The organism is Streptococcus sp. oral taxon 064, from assembly GCF_001683375.1.
Taxonomy (GTDB): domain Bacteria; phylum Bacillota; class Bacilli; order Lactobacillales; family Streptococcaceae; genus Streptococcus; species Streptococcus oralis_S.
This window is the reverse complement of the sequence record NZ_CP016207.1, coordinates 996476-1013707: the sequence shown is the minus strand read 5'-3', so window position 1 is coordinate 1013707 and position 17232 is coordinate 996476. Positions and strand designations below refer to the sequence as shown.

Genomic DNA, 17232 nt, shown 5'->3' with positions numbered 1-17232 from the left:
CCTGAGTAAGCGGTATCATTTCTCCTTTGAAAAAGGAGAGAACCAAGAGGTCCTCTCCGGCTGTTTGTTCCTTTTTGATTCGAGATCTTTTGGACTTCTAAAACCAAATCTGTTTAGTCTTCTTTTCGTTTTGTCGTAAGAACAGCAGCAGATAAAGCGATACTCACACTTGCTAAGAAGAGGGCTACTTCTGAGCTGTGCTCCCCTGTAGCAGGTAGTTTTTCTTCATCTTTAGCTCTCGGAGTTTTGGTATCAGCTACTGGACTTGGAGTGAGCGGGTACTCAGGTTTTTCAACAGTTGGAGCTGCTTGATCTCCAGCTGTAGCCAATACACCTGTGTAGGCTGGCTTTTCATTTACCAAGGTCTCAACTGCATTGACGCCACCCTTAAACTCAGGGACTTCATTTGCAGCCGCTAGGACCGCATTGGCTCCGCCTTTGTATTCTGGTAATTCGTGAACCAAGGCTTCTGCCGCATTGACTCCGCCCTTGAACTCAGCTAGGTCATGAACAGCTGCTTCTGCCGCATTGACACCGCCCTTAAACTCAGGTAGGTCATGAACAGCCGCTTCTTCTCCAGCTGTTCCGTAAGGACCTGTATATTCAGGAACTTCAAGAACTGGAGGTTGCTCCTCACCCTTGCTGCTTGTAGGAGCGTCTGGTTTAGCAACCTTATCTTGTAATTGGTTGAGATAGTCTGCGAAGTAGGCCACCATTCTTTCCGTCAAGAGATGGTTATCCGTCGCATATTTCATGCTTGCCTGAACTCCAGCTACTTCCTCTTGATTGTCTTTGTCTGTTAATTTCTGCGCCTTAGCTAAAGCTGCTTCATAGCCAGACATGTCAAGTGGTGTTTCTGCTACCTGTGGACGGGTAAAGATGAGTTCCGCTGCAGATTGGTATTTATCGCCACCATCTCCGTAAGTCTTGGTACCAGTAAGGACAATTTTCTTAGCCTTGATTGTCTTGCCAAAGTCAATGTCTTTTGGCTTGTTGTTATTTGGCCAATCTGTTACGGTGAAAGTATGTTCCTTACCAGACTCATCTGTGACAACCAGTTTCACATCTCGCAAGTTTCCATTTGAATCAGAGGCACGTGGAACATAGCGAAGTCCTGTGATTTCAGTAGGTTCTTTCAAGACCATGGTTGCAGGCTTGCCTACATCTCCTCCATTCCAAGATGTATGCCATAGGCTAGAAACATTGCCATCAAAGGCATTCTCTAGACCTTCACCTGGTTGAGCTGGCGCATCCAAACTTTCAAAGTCTTCTGCTACCAAGGCTGTCTTCTTCTGAACCAAAGCATTCTTCAAGGCTTCAATCTTAGCAATCTCTGCACGCGCTTCTTCTACGCTAATGTCATCATCTGCCTGACTGAGGTTAAAGACCGCCTCTTTCAAAGCATCCATAGACTCTTTCGTATAGTTGGTCATGGCAACCGTTGGCAAGTAGTTCTTGAGAGCATTTTCTGTCAACATCTTACCTGTTAGGGTAATTTCCTCGATGTGAAGATTATCCATCATGAAGTCGTTATAACCACGGAAGTTGGCATTTCCGCCAGCATCTCCATGAGTATTGCTTGCATTTCCAGTTGAGTAGATACCTACCCAAGTATCGCCTGTTTCTGCACCTGTCACGAGGAAGGTTGCCTTCTTGGCTTTCTTAGAATCCGTCCAAGTATTTGGCAATTCATGCATTTCCAAGTTGCTTGCTTGACTACCACGACGACCTGACTGGAATTCTCCCTTACCAACTACAAAAGCATAGGTATTGTCTGATCCAGCTTCGTATTCAAAGGTTACACGGTAAGTCTTACCTGCCTCAAAGCGGAAGTTTTGTGGGATGGTTTGGTAAACCAAGTTACGACGGCTAACCAGTCCGTTAGTCTTGAGTGACCAATTTCCATCGATAACATCATCGACTTTCTTACCGTTCCAACCACGCTGTGTATATGGATCGTGTTTTTCAGACAAGTGAGTCCGGTTGTCTTCGACACCTTCGACACCACCCACTACAAATGGGAAGATTCCTTGAGCTACATTTTCAAAGTCTTGTTTGAAGGTTCCTTGACCTGTATCATGCTTGTCCCCGTACATGCTTGAATTGTTTTCGAAGGTACGAATTTCATCAAAGTAAGTTGCTTCATCACCAGCTTCACGACTCAATGTCAGAGTGACATTTGATACATCTGAACCTGTTGTAAAGAAGGCATACATGTTTTGGAAGTAACTTGTATCATCAACTGTAGCATTTTCCCGACGATTGTTATGAGCATATGCTTTGATATAGTTGAGAGCGAGTGACTTATTGGTATAAGTAGTCACTTCTTTCTCGCCAGTATTCACTGTGATACTTGCCTTAGCATTACTACGGTTATCAACACCGACATAAACCGCATACTTGGTATTTGGTTTCAAGCCAGTCAGTTTCTGAGTAAGGCTGACCTTGCTCTTATTGCCTTGGATACGAAGCATTTCATTTGCACCCTGTGATTTGACAATTTCTGCCTTGGAAGCATCACCTGAAATGGTCCAGTGCTTCAAGGTTCCACTGTTAAATCCTTGGTCATAGATGTGCATGCCTTCGCTCCATGACATTTCAGGATTGGTTTGTTTTGAACGGTAGAGAACGTATGGTTGATTTGCTAGAAGGTCTAGGGTAATCTTGCCATCTTTTACAGTTAATTCTTGCTCTTCTGTCTTACCTTGGTCAGTTAGCTTGTAAAGGTAAACCTTGCTATTTGCCCAATCGCTTGGAAGTGTCCAAGTTGTTGCACCAGCCTGCGTATTGAAGTAGTACATTTTTTCCTTATCAGTAGGAAGTTTCTTACCATTTGCATCCCAGTTCCAAGGAGTCAAGTAAGCTGAACCATCTTGGATGACACGTCCGTTAAGCGTTACTGTACGTTCGCGGTATTGCGGGCTATTGACATCATTTGACTTACGAGTCACAACAACCTTGTTACCTGCTGCATCGACTAGCTCAACCTTCATTTCTGGAGTCCATTTATAGGTGCTACCATTATCGGTCATGGTAACTGGTGTACCATTTTCCCATTTACTTACAGTGAAGTGTTGGAAGTACTTAGTCATGACGTCATGGGCAAAGAGGTTAGTCACGTAGCCATTGTAGTCGCTTCGTCCTTGCCAGCCTTCAAAGTCTTTCATGCTGTAGCCACCTAGAAGTGGGTAGTTGGCTGCACCACCGTAACTTCTGTAGTCCCCAACCCAAGAATCTTTTTGGTGGTTGCGGATAAAGCGTGTGATAGCACTGTTGATACCTTTATTAGTGTAGCCACCATAGGTCAAGTCAGCTGCCCAGTGTTGGAAGGTAGAGTCGTATTCACCACCATGACCCCACTCAATCGCAAAGCGCCAGCCTTGTTTGTTGATTTCTTTAGCAAGAACGTGGGTAGCCCAGGCACCGTTATCACCTGATTGACCATTGCCCCATACGTCCACATAGATAAAGTCGAGACCATCACCAAGTTTTTTCTTCAAGTCTTCCCAGCGAGCCAAGCGTCCATGTGCTAGGTCATAAGCAGCATCAATGTTGATACCTTGGTCTAGCCAGTTCCATCCGTAGCTGTAGCTTCCATCTGGATTCTTACGAAGAATATTTTCATTGAAGTATTTAGATTCAGGATAAGTTTCAGAAGCGTTAACGTGGATACCAAGATATGCACCATACTTCTTAGCTTTCTCAATCAAGGTCTTAAAGTCTTTAGCTCCACCAATACGTTGTCCAATATCTGCGTAGTTCAAGTGACCAGAGTCATGTCCCTCACTACCATATCCTTTAAGGAGAACACCCTGTCCAAGACCATCTGTATGGAGATTGATCTTCTTGATACCATCTAGAGTCATAAGGAATGGGTTTTGTGCTTGTGAACCAAAGTTCATCGCGATACGGTAAGCCGTGATATCCTTGACTTTTTCCCAACCTTGAGGGTTGTTCATAATGCTACGGTAAGCAATAGCTCCATCCTGCCAGTCGACCTTATTATCCGCATTGGCATCCTCAGTAATGACAACTTTAGCACTTGGAAGTTCCTTAGTGTACTCTGGATATACAATCCCTTTATAGGCTTTTTCCCATTGCCATTCAGAACTTTGAATTCCCACATAGTTTGTATTTCCAACAGTTTGTTTGAATGCTGTCAAACGAGTCCAGTCATTCGAACCACCACCGTAGCTGTTTTGAGAGTTACTCCAAACACCTGCAGCAAGCTTATCTGTAGAAACAAAACCATACATGTAACCCTTAGCCAAATTTTTCATTGGATTTGTTACAGCAATATGTTCATCTCCACTGACATGGGTATTGTTTGACATCGTTGCTCCGTCAAACTTAGCTCCAGTTTGGTCGCTTGAAACCGACACAAGTGAGTTCCCTAAGAAATTGATAGAGGAGAGAAGTTTTCTTTCATCATCAATCTTCTGACCTGGAGTAACTTGATTGTGGTTGACAATCTTGGTCACATCAAAATGCAATTGATTTTCCACAACTTGCAAGCGTACAATCATATCTGCATTGATGAAATTCTTCTCATCACGAAGCTTCATCAAGTACTCTGCAGTAGTATCATTGATCTTCTTATAGGTGACTTCAGGTGTAATTTCGTGATTGTTTACTAAGATTTTCTTAAGTTGTTGAACTTGTCCTGGCAAAGTATGACCATTCAAGGTGTATTCCTTGACACGAGGAAAGGCTTGGTCAATCACTGCCTTGAGGACCTTAGACTGGATCGTATCATAAGTCACCTTGCTATCATCAACGGCAGGACCTGTTTCTTTCTGGGCAGGAGTATCATCTGCTTTTACACCTTCTTGATTGTCTGTTTTAACGCTAACAACCGTACGGTCATTGCTATAAGTTCCTGCCTTGAGAAGGATCTTCTTCTCATTTTTAAGATTCTCATTAACAGCAGCTGGCAAAGTAACTGTATCAAAAAGTTTTACATCATTATTTGTTGCATTCAGCTGACCATCTGATTTTAAACTAATAGTCAGATGATTCACTGATCCATTTACTGGAGCTGCAACACGACCGCCCTGATACCATGTGCTGTTACCTGGAGTTTTGTATTCCCAGAACCAGCCACCTTGGTCATATCCAACAAAAACATTGTTCTTGGTATCTTTAAATTTCAAGAACACACCAAAGCGTGATTTGCTCTTTTCAGAATCATCTTTGAAGGTTAAATCAACCGTCGCATTTCCATTAGCATCAACTGTCAATCCTTGTTTTTCAAACAAGGCTGGTTTATCGCCATTGTCGTTCTGTGCAGTTGAAGACAATTGATTGTAGCGAACACCCTTTTCTTCACGAATAGTGACGGTTCCTTGTTGCTCTTTATTCGCTACTGTTTGCCATTCAGGAGTCACTGTCTTAGGTGTTTCAGGTTTAGCAGCTGCAGGTTTATCCTCTTTTGGTTTTTCTTCAGCCGGTTTTTCTTTCTCTTCCAAGTCTGCTGGTTTCACACTTGAAATTCCCTGTATGTGGTCTTGGATCCATTTTAGTTGAGCTGGTGAGAAGAGAATGCCTCCACTACGTTTTCCAACTACACCATTTTGGTGAACACCGACTAGTTTGCCTTCTGTATCAAAGACACCGCCGCCACTAGCACCCGGTTTTCCTCCTTGGTAACCAATCCCTTGGACACCTTCTCCGTATGGTTCTGCAAAATCAACTGTAGTATTGACAACCGGATTCAATTTTCCTTCTGGATAACCAAAGACATGAAGCTTATCTCCAATTTTCTTAACAACTGGCTTTTTAGTTACTTCAACAGGCGTATTTTCGAGAACTGTACGCAATCTCACAAGGGCCAAATCATTTTTGAAGCCCTTCAGATAGCCTTCACGATCCCAATGAATAATATCTTTCTTGCTAAACTTGACATCTGGCAATCCTGGATATGAGATACTATAGATATCTCCATCCCCTTGGTCATTATCCACAACCTTACGGATATTGCCGTCTTGGCTGTCCTTGATAAAGTTATGAGAAACCGTCAAGACAAGGTCTTTAGCAACGACAATACCGCTACCTTCTCCTGATGGCGTCTTAATCTTAACAGTCGCGCCGTAGTTTAATTCCCCATTGGCCGTTTTAGCCACATCTTCTGGGACGAGCTTGCCAGTATCTTGGACCAATTGATCCTTGTCAACTTCGCGCCCATTGTCTTCAGCTTTCTCCAACTTATCTTCTAATTCTTTTGGCATATTGCTTGGATTTTCAGACTTTTCTTTTTCTTGAGCCAACAACTCTTCTTCTGTTTGTGGGCCTTCAGTAGTTTCAGCTGAACCAGGATTCTGAGCGGCAGCTTCCTTGTCAAAATCGTGCCCCTCATCACTAGCCTTCTTATCCAAATCAGCTAGTTCACTCGGCAAATTATCTGTTGAACCAACTCTTGCTTGATCAGCTAATACTGGGCTAGCTACGAAGAAAGTCGCTCCAATCATCACCGAAGCTACTCCAAGCGTAAATTTACGAATACTGAACTTACAGCGTTTTTCAAAAAATCGTTTATCCATGAACTCCTAAATCCTTTCATTTTCCAGTAAGCGTTTACATTTCTTTTTTAAAAAATACTCCTTTCTCTGAAAGTGCTCTGCTTAACTGTTATAAATAAAAAATAATTGTACTTTTAATATAACAAATAAAAGACCAGAAAGCAATAGGAAATAGGTAAAATTCACTAAAATTTTCTCTTTTCTGAACAGTGCTGACGCTTAGAATTTTAAGAATAGCTTTACAGCTATAAAAAAATTCTATCTCAAAGAATCTAATAAACAGTTTCATTTCAAAAACAGATTCTTATCGGATAGAAACCATCAAAATAAGGACCGAAAATCAGATTTTTTATCATTTTTTTGCTATGATTAGATAGAAGAAAAGTTAAGGAGAAGACAATGATATTAATTACAGGTGCGAATGGTCAACTCGGTACTGAACTACGTTATTTACTAGATGAACGAAATGTGGACTATGTTGCCGTGGATGTGGCCGAAATGGATATCACTAATTCTGAAATGGTTGAGAAGGTATTTGCTGAGGTTAAACCAACTCTGGTCTATCATTGTGCAGCCTACACTGCTGTTGATGCTGCAGAAGACGAGGGGAAAGAACTGGATTTTGCCATCAACGTAACTGGAACTGAAAATGTAGCCAAGGCCTCTGAGAAATACGGAGCTACTCTCGTTTATATTTCAACAGACTACGTCTTTGATGGAAAGAAACCCGTCGGACAAGAGTGGGAAGTCGATGACCTACCTGATCCGCAAACAGAGTACGGGCGTACCAAGCGAATGGGTGAGGAACTCGTTGAAAACCTTACGTCACAGTATTACATCATCCGCACTGCTTGGGTCTTTGGAAATTATGGCAAGAACTTTGTCTTTACAATACAAAATCTTGCCAAAACTCACAAAACTCTTACTGTAGTCAACGACCAACACGGCCGCCCAACTTGGACACGTACCTTGGCTGAGTTCATGATTTACTTGACTGAAAATCAAAAAGCATTTGGCTACTACCACTTATCAAATGACTCCACTGAAGATACCACTTGGTACGACTTCGCTGTCGAGATTCTTAAGGACAGTGATGTTGAAGTGATTCCGGTAGACTCCAGCAAGTTTCCTGCAAAGGCCAAACGTCCCCTCAACTCAACTATGAGCTTGACAAAAGCAAAGGCGACAGGTTTCGTCATTCCAACCTGGCAGGATGCCCTTAAAGAGTTTTATAAACAAGAAGTAAGAAAATAACAGATTACGACATACATAAAAAGCAAGAGAACTCAAAGTCTCTTGCTTTTTAGTATCTGATTAGTTAATGACTTGTTGCGTCTTGGCATAGTTAGCCTCGACTGCTTCTTTTTCAGATTTCCACCAGTCTTGGTTGTCTGTGTACCATTTGATGGTATCTTTGAGACCTGCTTCAAAGTTGGTAAACTCAGGCTTCCACCCTAGTTCATCACGAAGCTTGCTAGCATCGATAGCATAGCGAAGGTCGTGACCAGCTCGGTCCGTCACATGGTCATAAGCATCAGCTGGTTGCCCCATTTCCTTGAGGATGAGTTCTAGGACTTCCTTATTGTTCTTCTCACCATCCGCACCAATCAAGTAAGTTTCGCCAATTTGACCCTTTGTCAAAATTGTCCAAACACCTGATGAATGGTCATTGGTGTGAATCCAGTAACGGACATTCTTACCTTCACCATAGAGTTTTGGCTTGATACCACTCAAGATATTGGTGATCTGGCGCGGAATAAACTTCTCGATATGTTGGTAAGGACCATAGTTGTTTGAACAGTTCGAAATAGTCGCTTTAACACCAAATGAGCGAACCCAAGCTTTGACAATCAGATCTGAAGCTGCTTTAGTTGATGAGTAAGGCGAGCTGGGATTGTACTTGGTTTCAGCCGTAAATTTCTCACCTGGACCTTCTCCATGACCTGGCAAATCTTCACGCAGAGGTAGGTCACCATAGACTTCGTCAGTTGACACATGGTGGAAACGAAGGTCGTATTTACGAGCTGCTTCCAAAAGAGTGTAAGTCCCAATGAAGTTGGTGTGGATAAATGGACTCGGATCATTGAGCGAGTTGTCATTATGGCTTTCTGCCGCATAGTGAACAATGGCATCTGCTTGAGCAGCTAGCTTATCGACCAAGGTTGCATCTGCAATATCTCCAACAACCAACTCAACACGATCACCTAAAATTGCTTCAATATTGGCACGATTACCCGCATAAGTCAGCTTGTCCAGCACTGTCACATGGACATCTGGGAAGTTGTTATAGACATAATGAACAAAGTTAGAACCGATAAAACCAGCCCCACCTGTCACGATGATATTTCTGTATTCAGTCATTTTTATTCCCTAATTTTTTTACAAATCTTCTTTTCTTAGTGGTTTGACATCCTTAAGCAGTGGATGATGTTTATCTGCTTCCGAAACTTCTGCTTCTGCTAGGTTTTCCCACTGGATGCCCAAAGCTGGGTCTGTATAGTTGACAAAAGCATATTTAGGCTTGAGTTCAAGTGCCCAGTAGTCATTGACCAGATAGCTATAAGAAACTGTATCCGAGAGGACTTGGAAACCATTGGCTACGCCGCGAGGGACAAAGATTCCCTTACTTGCATCAATCTCGGTCTGATAAACATTTCCAAAAGTCTCACCTTCACGTAGGTCAACCCAAGAACCCAGAACCTTGCCACCATCTGCTACTGAGATATACTTGTCCCAAGGTTCAGCATGGAGGCCTCGGAGAACATTTTTGCGAGAAAAGCTGACGTTATTTTGCAGTTTTCCTTCAGCAAAGAAGCTTTCAGGAAAACCAAGCGGTAGCATCTTTTCTTTCTGAAAATTCTCTTTAAACCAGCCACGATTGTCACCATGAACCGGAATGTCAAACTCTAACATACCTGGAATGGCATCAATCTTGTGCACTGCAAGTGTTTTGCCGAAAAAATTATCTGTCATCTAGATTTCTCCAATCAAACGGAGCAAGTATTGCCCGTATTCATTCTTCTTGAGAGGTTGCGCCAACTTCAGCACATCTTCGCGGCTGATATAACCCATTCGGTAGGCAATTTCTTCCAGATTGGCAACCTGAACATTTTGCATCCTTTGAACCGTTTCGATATATTGGGAGGCCTCTAACAGGCTCTCATGTGTCCCAGTATCCAGCCAGGCAAAACCACGTCCCATAACTTCAACTGACAAATCCCCACGCTTCAAATAAGCATTGTTAACATCTGTGATTTCCAACTCTCCACGAGCACTCGGTTTTATCTGTTTGGCAATCTCCACAACGTCATTGTCATAGAAATAAAGACCTGTCACTGCATAGTTAGAGCGAGGATTCTCCGGTTTTTCTTCTATGGAAATAGCATTCATGTCTGTATCAAACTCGACCACACCAAAACGCTCTGGATCCTTCACTTGGTAGCCAAACACAGTCGCACCCTTCTCTTTCTTGGCTGCCTTTTGAAGCATTTTGCTCAAACCAGGCCCATGATAGATATTATCGCCCAAGATCAAAGCAACACTATCGTCGCCGATAAATTCTTCACCAATAAGAAAAGCCTGAGCAAGTCCGTCGGGACTAGGCTGTTCCGCATAGGAAAGCTTGATCCCAAATTCGGAACCATCCAAGAGCAGGTCCTTAAAACGGGGTAAATCCTGTGGTGTTGAGATGATCAAAATGTCCTTAATCCCTGCCAACATCAAGGTTGACAAAGGATAGTAAATCATGGGTTTATCATAAACTGGCATCAGCTGTTTTGACGCAGCTCGAGTAAGTGGGTACAGTCGGGTACCTGAACCACCCGCAAGAATAATACCTTTCATAATAGGCTTCCTTTCTGGCTAATTACCTATCCTATATTATATTTCATTTTGTCCCAAATTCCCTAAGGAATTTACTTCAATTTGGATAAGGCAGCTTTTAAATAGTCTCCGTCTCGAAGAGCAGTTCCAACTTTCCTAGCTTGTTCTGAAAGTTCCTTGTAGTCTTGAAGTGTCAAATCATCTAGTACTTTTTGGAGGTCGTGTAGAGAATCAACTGCTAGACCACACTGTTTATCCAGAACAAAATGTGCGAGAGCCGACTCTTTCCAGACTATTAGGGGAAAACCTGAAGCTAAGTAGAGAGAGGCCTTGTGCGAGTTGTTAAAGCGTAGATAGTTTCCGTAAGAACCTTGGCAGGTCTCTGAGCTGTCTCCGTCCCATACCAAACCAAAACTACCTTCAAGAGCAGCGGGGAGGTCATCTGGCATAAAGGAACCAAAGTAGCTAGTGTTTTTCAATGCACGACTTTCATCGTAGCCCACCCCATACAAGTTATAGGCGGGCTGGTCTGGCAAGTTATAAAGATAACCTGACTTTGCAGGGTTCAAATTTCCAGCTACAATAATAGGCTGGTCTTTTTGGAGATTTGGTTTTTCAGCAAAGTTTGGAATCAGATAGTCAAAAATCTCCAAGCTAACCATTTTATCTGCTGGCACTCCTTGACCTACCAGAACTTTCTTCATGATATCGTTATGAACGATAATGCCATCCACTGACATCAAGGCTTTCTTTTCCTGGAAGTAATTGCGCACTTTATGACGAAATTTCACTTCTGAACCTGCTGCATGACGCAAGGTTTCAATATCATGGATCAACAGATAGAATTTTGCTCCTCTTTTTTGCGCCTGCTTGATGAGTTGTGAGACGAAAAATGTATGGTGGATAATAGGGAACTGAATCACCAATTCATCTCCAGCTCCCAACTGATCAAACACAGACTTGGTCGCACGATATTTGTGTTGTTGAGCTTTAAAGAAATTCATCTTATACCAATTCTCAACCTTGAGCTCCAAGCCCTCATAACCCTCTGAGATTAGAATAGCTTCCACGTCATTTCGTGCCTTACTCCCTGCATTCTTTTCGTGTGCATTATGCAGAAATGAATCTTTCAGATAATATTTCACCTTTTCTCCCCTTTATCCGTGATGTTCTTAGATACTCCCTAGTTCTTCTTCTACCACATCCAATGCACGTTCAACAGTCACGTGCATATCATAGTATTTATAATCTGCCAAGCGACCACAGAAGATAACGTGGCCATTTTTCTCAGCTTCTGCTAGATACTGCTCATAAATAGCATTGTTTTTGGCATCATTGATTGGATAGTAAGGCTCATCTCCTCTTTTCCAATCTGCTGGATATTCTTGAGTAATAACCGTCTTGTCCTGAGTCCCAAACTCAAAATGTTTGTGTTCGATGATACGCGTATAAGGAATATCACGTTCAGTATAATTGACTACAGCATTTCCTTGATAATTTTCTTGGTCCAGAATCTCATGCTCAAAACGGAGACTGCGATACTCAAGTTCACCAAACTTATAGTCAAAGAACTGATCAATCATCCCTGTGAAGACAATCTTAGTTGCTGAAGCCTCCAAGTTCTCCCGATCAGCAAAGAAATCTGTATTAAGCTCTACTTCGATTCCTTCCAACAACTTTTCGATGATGACATTGTAACCACCAATTGGAATCCCTTGGTAACGGTCGTTGAAATAATTATTGTCATAAGTCAATCGAACTGGTAAACGCTTGATGATAAAGGGTGGTAGTTCAGTAGCAGAACGCCCCCATTGCTTTTCGGTGTAACCCTTGATTAGCTTTTCATAGACATCCGTACCAATCAACTTAATGGCTTGTTCCTCTAAGTTTTTAGGCTCAACATCTTGCATGTGTGTCGTCTGCTCAGCAATTTTGTCCTTGACTTCTTGGGGTGTCTTTGTCCCCCACAAAGCATAGAAAGTATTCATGTTAAAAGGCAGATTGTAAAGATGTCCTTGATAGTTGGCAATGGGAGAATTGATGTAATTGTTAAACTCCGCAAACTGATTGACATAATCCCAGACCTTTTTATTGGATGTATGGAAGATATGAGCCCCATACTTGTGGACATTGATTCCTTCAACAGATTGGCAATAGATATTCCCACCGATGTGGTCACGTTTGTCAATCACCTTCACCTTCTTGCCACGTTTGTTGGCTTCGTGGGCAAAGATTGCACCTGACAAGCCAGCACCGACAATCAAATAATCGTACATAAAATCTCCTTATTTCTTTAAAACACTTTTTAGTTCTTGAAAATCCAAGACACGTAAGACCAAAACCAAGCCACCGTAGACTAGGAAGCCAAGCAGAGAATAGATCAAGACATTCACAACAGACGAGAAGTGCATGAAAGCTTGTACAGAATACAAAGCGCCGTACATCAGTAGTGCTGCTAGAAGTATTTTTAGCATGGATGGTAGAATCTTGACCTCTTTTAGATACGAACGTGTAAAGTAGAGTTGGATCAGCCAGACCAAACCTTCAGTCGCAACAGATACAATTGAAGCTCCAATATAGCCCAGAGGCGGGATCAAGAGGAGATTCAAGCCCACACTAAAAACAGCTGGAATAGTTGTTGATAGCATAAATTCACGATTCTTATTGTGAGGAATCAAGATTTGAATTCCCATTATGTTAGTCCAGCCAATAAAGAACATTCTAAAGACCATGATGGCAATCGCATAGCGAGCATCTTGGAAGTCTTGCCCCAGGAAAAAATTGACAAAATCTTTGTTAACAATTAAAATCCCCGCAATCATCGGGAAGATAACCAAGTTATACACTAAGAAAGACATTTCATGTAACTTGTTAACCGCCTTTTGATTACCTGATGAGAGGAGATTGGAGACCCGAGGCAACATAACACTACCAAGCGACGTTACCAAAGTCAACAAAATATTCAATAATTTCAAGGCTTGATCATAGATCCCGACATCCTTGGTCGAAGACAAGGCACCCAACATGGTGCGATCTAGCGTGATGTAGAGTGAAATGGCAATCTGTGGCAGAAACAAGAGAATGACTGGTTTGATATGCTCTTTGGCATAGGCTATATCCAAATGCGGCTTGCGAATGTGCTCCCGAGCAGGAAGCCACATACTCAACTGACCTAGTAGATCATAGGCAACCAAGAGGATGATATACAAGTACAAGTCGGATGGTTTCTTAACAAATAGGAATATCGAAACAACACCTAGAAGTTTGACCATTGTGTTACGAGCTGTGATTTTTTTGAAATCTTCTAACCCTTGAAAAAGCCAAGAAATATCAAAACCACGAGACAGCAAACTAAAGCCAAGTATATAGGCAATTGGATTGTTCATCGACGGCACAAGTAAGCAGACAATGATATAAAGCGTAACTGCTAAACAGGTTGAAAGGACTTGTAAACTGTAAATACCCCAGAAGGTCTTTTCGACTTCCTTACGATGGCCGGAAATTTCCTTTGTCCCATAATTGGCTACTCCCAGCGTCGCCAGTAGGATAAAATAAGTCACGATAGAATTATAGTATCCGTATGACCCCAAATCATCCGAGGAGAAAACCCGAGTAATATAGGGTGTAGTAATGACTGGTAAAACGATTACTAACAGCTGATAAGAAAGATTATATAAATAATTTTTTAATACTTTCACAAGGAGTTCCTCGTTGTAGATTTCTTCGATTCAAATTCAATAACTGGCAAGGTTGCAAATAGAGTAAACATAAAAATATTATAAGACGGGCGAACCCAGAAGGCCTCAAACATACAGTTGACTGCTATTAAGGATAAGGCCGTCAATAGCAAATAATTCTTTTTGCGATAAAGAGACCAAGACCTAACTATGTATAACACGACCAATAAGAGAACTGGAATCATCCCATAGGTAAAGAGCATCTGAACGTAGGAAGAGTCTACATAGTCGTAGCTCAAAACGGATTCTGTACGCCCCCCATAACCGATAAATGATATGCCCCGAATCCCAAACCACTGCACTGCATATTTTTTTAGTGCCTCATGTCCTAGGTGTAATCTCATACTAAAAAAATTGTTTAGAGCCACATACATTGGATGAGACCAGGTAAATTTAGAAGAGAGATAAATCATTACTGAAGACGCTATACCAGCCGATAAAGGAAGTAAAGCAAAAAGCCGTCGCTGTTTATCATTTCGGAAATAAAAGTACAGAAAAATGAGCGCCATTACAGTAATAGAAGCGGCATTAAGCCTCGCATCGCAATATCGAATAATGAAATAAGCCAGACCAAATCCTAAGGCAGTCCGTAAAATAATGAATTTCTTTCTAAAGATATACGATATAGCTGTATATAGATAAAAACAGTGAGAAGCAAAATCAGTTGGATAAATAAAGCCAAATGAATTTCGAACAACGACTCCCGCAGATCGTGATTGGACAAATTGCAAGTTTGGAATAGCACCAATCACGGCCAAGAGCACTATCAATACAATAAAAAACAAGGCTACAACAGAGTATATTTTAAGTACACTTTCCATCTCAGCCTTGTAAAGAAAGACAAGCAGAAACATATACATCAATGCATTAAGGTTCCCAGTCTTATAGTAAACCATGCCCCCAGCAAAAAGAAGAATTGGTGCAAAGATGAGATAGCTTATAGAGTAGTGATGAATATAAGCAAATCGCATAGCAAGTAAAAGGACCGCAAAAAAAGGAACTAGATTAGGAATATTAGGTAAAACAGGAGCTAACATAGACGTATTGATCATATCTATGGAGACAACCACTATTAAAACTGCTGCAATTAGCAATTTATCACGTTCTAACTTTAACATTTTCTTTTTCCTTTTCTTCTTTCGTCCCTAACTCTTACTTAGGATTTTTTTAACTTTTTAAATTGATAATAGAGCCGCGGATACTTAGTAATTAAAACATAGAGGATCCTACGTTTCTTGCTAACTCTAGCATTCTTCAAGACAAGAGGCAAATAAGGCCTGGTTTCCTCCTGAAGTCTCTTGAATTCTACTGAATCCCCATCCTTAATCATCGTAAAGATAAGAAGACTTCCTGTAAAGAAGCGTGAAATGATAGCTTCTTGGAGTTCTGAACTCTCAGGATAGGTTGCATTCACAACCTCTTTTAAATGATCAATTGCTTCGTAAAACTCGTATTGTTTTGGAGTGAAAGCCGAGGCAGTAATGCTACCAGGTCTATGGTAATAATGGTAAATCGGAAGATGGTACAAGGCCACGGATTGGGCTTGGTTGAGATGCTCACTGATAACATAGAGGTCTTCGTAGATGCGCCCCTTGGGGAAGGGAGCTTTCTCAAGAAGTTCTTTCCGATAGAGTTTCCCACAAGCAGAGACCGTCACAAGGTCTCCATAAAGCATCTCAGTCAGAGCCTTTGCCTTGTCATAGACCTTAACTTGGTCTAAATCAAGCTGATCCAAGTGAAAATTTTGAAAACGATGATAGTGAGCTGTTGGCTCTACTTTGCCACTCACCATATCTGCTTGGGTACGACTTTGTAGCTCTGCTAGCAGTTCCAAGGCGCAGGGTTCCAGATAGTCGTCTGGATCTAGGAAAGTAATCCAGTCACCCTTGGCTTTTAAGACCCCATAGTTCCGAGCATCAGACAAGCCACCGTTGACCTTATGGTAGCTAGTCACCCAATCATATTGCTGGGCATACTGGTCACACAAGTGTCCTGAGCCATCACTCGAGCCGTCATCAATCAAGAGGACTTCCATATCCTTGTAAGTCTGATGTTCCAAACTCTCCATGGCATAATGAAGGTAGTTCTCCACATTGTAAACAGGCACAATTACCGAAATCATATTTTCTTTTCTTTCTCTTACTTAGTTTTACAGTTTAAATCTCAAATGAGCTTCTATCTGGAAGCAGTTGATCCATAGCCTTGACGAAGTCTGTCATCACCTGCTCCTCGTCTTGAATGTTAAATCCATCATTGATACACATAATTTGGTATTTGCCAGAATTCAGTAGCTTCCAAAAATCTGGTCCGGCATTATCCAAAGAAAAGAGTCCCCCCAACTTAGGATTTCCGACAGCGTATTGACCACTGGCAATCTGCCAATACTTAAAGAGCCAAACATTGGTATCAGAAGGATTTCTAAAGCGACTAGCCGAGGTTCTTTCCAAGACAGCTTTTTCCTTTTCCCATACCAAGTTCATCGTTGATCTTAGTAGAGGATAGGGCAGATGACTCTCCCAGAAACCACAGATAAACTGACTATTTCTGTATAGTAGCGACTTAACGATACTTTTTAATCCCTGCTTTGGATCAAAGAATTGGCCATTCTTCAAAATTTCATTTCGACTGAAATAGCTAGTGACAATCTCCATGTCATTTATCTGAAAATTCCCCGTTCCATATCGCTCAGGAATAATCGGTGAAAGAGCCGTATTATATTTGGGTAAACCATCCTCTGAGAAAAAATCTGTCGGCTCGACTGGAGCTGTCAAATACATATCGTCATTAAAAAAAACAAAATGCTCAGAGAGTCCGGGGATCCGATGGATATTACTTTCGATAGGATTGGCAGAAAAAACTGGCAGGTAGTCATTGCAGATAATCTCTGTATGATCTACCAATACCAATTTATCACTGTTTAACTCTAACCAGCTTGGCTTTTGCTGGTCGGTCACGAGGTAGACCTTATTAACCCAAGGAGCAAATTTTTCAACTCCTCTAAACCAATATTTAAAGGTCCCCCATTCTCGGTAAGCCTTGACTGAATTCATACTCTGTTTAGAAGTATTAACCGATCCATCATAGCTTGATTTTTTTTCTTGCCACACAGGATCATTCCCATCAACCCAAGTAACAACAAAATCTATTTTATTCAT

At 41.7% G+C, this 17232-nt stretch carries 11 protein-coding genes; 1 reads left to right on the top strand and 10 read right to left on the bottom strand.

Going from position 1 to position 17232, the window contains the following annotated elements; translation table 11 throughout:
* Positions 1–113: 113 nt before the first annotated feature.
* Positions 114–6539 (bottom strand): SpGH101 family endo-alpha-N-acetylgalactosaminidase, encoded by a 6426-nt coding sequence (locus AXF18_RS04990; RefSeq protein WP_084437468.1) that lies wholly within the window; start codon positions 6537–6539, stop codon positions 114–116.
* 378 nt (positions 6540–6917) lie between these two features.
* Here AXF18_RS04990 and rfbD point away from each other — a divergent pair, with 378 nt between their 5' ends.
* On the top strand, positions 6918–7772 hold the full coding sequence (rfbD, locus tag AXF18_RS04985) for a dTDP-4-dehydrorhamnose reductase (protein ID WP_065371578.1): 855 nt from the start codon (positions 6918–6920) through the stop codon (positions 7770–7772).
* A 60-nt stretch (positions 7773–7832) separates the two neighbouring features.
* On the opposite strand, the gene rfbB is transcribed toward rfbD, so the two are convergent.
* From rfbB to AXF18_RS04940, 9 genes are all read right to left on the bottom strand, one after another.
* Entirely contained in the window at positions 7833–8879 is a 1047-nt protein-coding gene (gene rfbB, locus AXF18_RS04980; protein WP_065371577.1) for a dTDP-glucose 4,6-dehydratase, read from the bottom strand.
* An 18-nt stretch (positions 8880–8897) separates the two neighbouring features.
* A complete protein-coding gene (locus AXF18_RS04975) occupies positions 8898–9491 on the bottom strand; it encodes a dTDP-4-dehydrorhamnose 3,5-epimerase family protein (RefSeq protein WP_065371576.1) in 594 nt (197 codons plus the stop codon).
* Positions 9492–10361: a glucose-1-phosphate thymidylyltransferase RfbA gene (rfbA, locus tag AXF18_RS04970; protein ID WP_000676122.1), complete on the bottom strand. Its 870-nt coding sequence runs from the start codon at positions 10359–10361 to the stop codon at positions 9492–9494.
* A gap of 71 nt (positions 10362–10432) precedes the next feature.
* Positions 10433–11485 carry a galactofuranosyltransferase gene (locus tag AXF18_RS04965; protein WP_065371575.1) on the bottom strand — a complete coding sequence of 351 codons (1053 nt, stop codon included), beginning with the start codon at positions 11483–11485 and terminating at the stop codon, positions 10433–10435.
* 27 nt (positions 11486–11512) lie between these two features.
* On the bottom strand, positions 11513–12616 hold the full coding sequence (glf, locus tag AXF18_RS04960; protein ID WP_065371574.1) for a UDP-galactopyranose mutase: 1104 nt from the start codon (positions 12614–12616) through the stop codon (positions 11513–11515).
* Positions 12617–12625: 9 nt separating this feature from the next.
* The gene (locus AXF18_RS04955; protein ID WP_049550236.1) at positions 12626–14038 is read right to left on the bottom strand and encodes a flippase; all 1413 of its coding nucleotides are present in this window, start codon (positions 14036–14038) and stop codon (positions 12626–12628) included.
* Positions 14035–15195 (bottom strand): hypothetical protein, encoded by a 1161-nt coding sequence (locus tag AXF18_RS04950; RefSeq protein WP_049501002.1) that lies wholly within the window; start codon positions 15193–15195, stop codon positions 14035–14037. The genes AXF18_RS04955 and AXF18_RS04950 overlap by 4 nt, the downstream gene beginning before the upstream one ends.
* Before the next feature lie 38 nt (positions 15196–15233).
* Positions 15234–16199, bottom strand: coding sequence for a glycosyltransferase family 2 protein (locus AXF18_RS04945; RefSeq protein ID WP_049501000.1), 966 nt, complete (start codon positions 16197–16199; stop codon positions 15234–15236).
* A 34-nt stretch (positions 16200–16233) separates the two neighbouring features.
* Positions 16234–17232: a Stealth CR1 domain-containing protein gene (locus tag AXF18_RS04940; RefSeq protein ID WP_065371573.1), complete on the bottom strand. Its 999-nt coding sequence runs from the start codon at positions 17230–17232 to the stop codon at positions 16234–16236.

Excerpts from the sequence above, each read along its gene's own strand:
- AXF18_RS04990 (WP_084437468.1), bottom strand. The coding sequence starts at position 6,539 with ATGGATAAACGATTTTTTGAAAAACGCTGTAAGTTCAGTATTCGTAAA.
- rfbD (WP_065371578.1), top strand. The coding sequence starts at position 6,918 with ATGATATTAATTACAGGTGCGAATGGTCAACTCGGTACTGAACTACGT.
- rfbB (WP_065371577.1), bottom strand. The coding sequence starts at position 8,879 with ATGACTGAATACAGAAATATCATCGTGACAGGTGGGGCTGGTTTTATC.
- AXF18_RS04975 (WP_065371576.1), bottom strand. The coding sequence starts at position 9,491 with ATGACAGATAATTTTTTCGGCAAAACACTTGCAGTGCACAAGATTGAT.
- rfbA (WP_000676122.1), bottom strand. The coding sequence starts at position 10,361 with ATGAAAGGTATTATTCTTGCGGGTGGTTCAGGTACCCGACTGTACCCA.
- glf (WP_065371574.1), bottom strand. The coding sequence starts at position 12,616 with ATGTACGATTATTTGATTGTCGGTGCTGGCTTGTCAGGTGCAATCTTT.
- AXF18_RS04950 (WP_049501002.1), bottom strand. The coding sequence starts at position 15,195 with ATGTTAAAGTTAGAACGTGATAAATTGCTAATTGCAGCAGTTTTAATA.
- AXF18_RS04945 (WP_049501000.1), bottom strand. The coding sequence starts at position 16,199 with ATGATTTCGGTAATTGTGCCTGTTTACAATGTGGAGAACTACCTTCAT.
- AXF18_RS04940 (WP_065371573.1), bottom strand. The coding sequence starts at position 17,232 with ATGAATAAAATAGATTTTGTTGTTACTTGGGTTGATGGGAATGATCCT.